We start from the raw sequence: 2,041 nt of genomic DNA on the forward strand, positions 1-2,041 counted from the left end.
CAGGACCAACAGGAGCAACAGGACCACAAGGAGTTCCGGGGCCACAAGGGCCACAAGGAATCCAAGGAGAAACAGGAGTAACAGGAGCAACAGGACCACAAGGGGTTCCAGGGCCAACAGGTCCGGCAGGACCAACAGGAGGAGTATTAGACTTTGCAGATTTTTATGCGTTGATGCCCTCTGACAATACTGCAACAGTTGCACCTGGTACAGACGTAGATTTTCCGCAAAATGGACCTACTAGTGGAGGAGGAATTTTCCGCATTGGTGCTGATACATTTAACTTGTCTGCAATTGGCTTCTATCAGGTTTTGTTTCAGGTAAGTGTGACTGAAGCAGGTCAACTGATTTTAACTCTCAATAACAGTGATTTACCCTATACGGTGGTTGGGCGAGCAACCGGTACGTCTCAGATAGTAGGAATAGCTCTTGTGGAAACAACAGTTATCAATTCAATACTGACTGTGCGAAATCCTACTGGCAATACCACGGCACTAACCATCACTCCGCTCGCTGGAGGAACAAGGCCTGTTTCAGCACACCTTGTTATCACGCGACTCCGATAGACGAGGAAAATAAAATGACGTACTCTATCTCTATACCAAGCCAAGCTGTAGGTTGGTTTTATAGGTAACCAAAACCCTTCTTATTGGTTTGTACTCGTACGTTTTGTAAAAGCAATAGAACCTAAATGACTACCGATAACACTGATTATGTAAACACGAAACCCCTTCAGATTGCTTGATGAAGGGGTTTTTGTAGAATTCTAAATACATTGACTACCGATAATGATATGTTTGCAGGACAAGCTACAGCTATGCAGAATATAATTCATTAATAGGCGTTATAGATAGCGCTAACATAGCATCAACACAGCACGTAAGGGAGGGGACTATAACACATGCACACTATACAAGCCATATTGGAGCAGTTAAAAGAGCATAACGTTAAAGAAGTAAGCAAAGATTTAGCGATAAGCGATAAAAGATTAAGAGCAGCATTACAGGCAGCAGGGTATCAATACAGCCAAAGCACAAGAGTATGGGATTATATAGGAGAAGGGCCAGAGCCGTTGAACCGGGAATTAATGGAGTTTATGCCAACAGGCAGCCCACAGGCAGCCAAAACAGCACTAGATAGCAGACAGAAGACAGACACTACCACACCAATGGACAGCCTAACAGCAGACGAAATAGCAGCAATACGCAGCCTATTGGCAGCTCACAAGCAACAAGAGGGCGTTATAGAAGCAGCAGCCACAGCACTAGAACAACACACAGACAGCACCAACAGTATAGAGCAATTAATTATGCGGACTCGTACCGAGATACAGCCGGAGAAAAAGACCCGCAAAAGCGTGTATTTTAATGAGTCGATCAGTACGAAATTAGATCAGTTTTCCGCGACATATAGAATACAAAAGCAAGACGTTATAGAATTAGCCTTACGAGATTTTTTTAAACGATATGGATATAAAGCATAAGTGGAAATTGACGATTCTTTTTAAAAGCCTTAGCGCTCGTTCTGAGAGGGTTTGATTTTTGGTTAATAAAAGTACAAGAAAGATATGAAAAATTGTTAGAAAAGGTATTTAAAAGCTTTAGAGTTAAATGTTCTACCGCACTTTGTTTGGTGAGCATAAAAGAATGACAAAATATAAATTTCGCTGTTCTTTCATGTAGTTTATATCTTACTTTAAAAAGGGGTGTAGACCTGGCGTGTGTCAACGGTAGCGGACCAAAGGGAGCATAAGGAGTTGACAGACTCACAAGACCAAGACCCTCTCGATCTCCCCAAAACAAATTGTTTTGGGGACGCCTCCCGGCAAGGGTTGGGGGTGTGGGGGCTAGCCCCCATGAAAGGTTTGATATGCGGTCCAGCGTGCTAACGCTGGTCGTCGGAGCGGGGGCGAAACCCCGCGGTCTTTTTGTTGTTTGTAGTTCGAAGGTAGATAGCAAACAAAAAGAATGCTAGTATTAACCTAGCATTCTCAAAGGAATTATAATGAGTATTGTCGAAATGACGATAAGAACAGCAAAAA

Annotated in this window: 2 protein-coding genes; both read left to right on the forward strand. The window is 43.1% G+C overall.

Annotation, left to right across the window (positions count from 1 at the left end):
• On the forward strand, nt 1-566 hold a 566-nt coding region (locus H540_RS33845), incomplete at its 5' end, for a collagen-like protein (protein WP_028402412.1).
• A 335-nt stretch (nt 567-901) separates the two neighbouring features.
• On the forward strand, nt 902-1,483 hold the full coding sequence (locus H540_RS0122075) for a hypothetical protein (RefSeq protein ID WP_028402413.1): 582 nt from the start codon (nt 902-904) through the stop codon (nt 1,481-1,483).
• Nucleotides 1,484-2,041 lie beyond the last annotated feature (558 nt).

The sequence above is a fragment of the Ectobacillus panaciterrae DSM 19096 genome, assembly GCF_000430785.1.
GTDB classification, from domain to species: Bacteria; Bacillota; Bacilli; order Bacillales; family Bacillaceae_G; genus Ectobacillus; species Ectobacillus panaciterrae.

Excerpts from the sequence above, each read along its gene's own strand:
- H540_RS0122075 (WP_028402413.1), top strand. The coding sequence starts at position 902 with ATGCACACTATACAAGCCATATTGGAGCAGTTAAAAGAGCATAACGTT.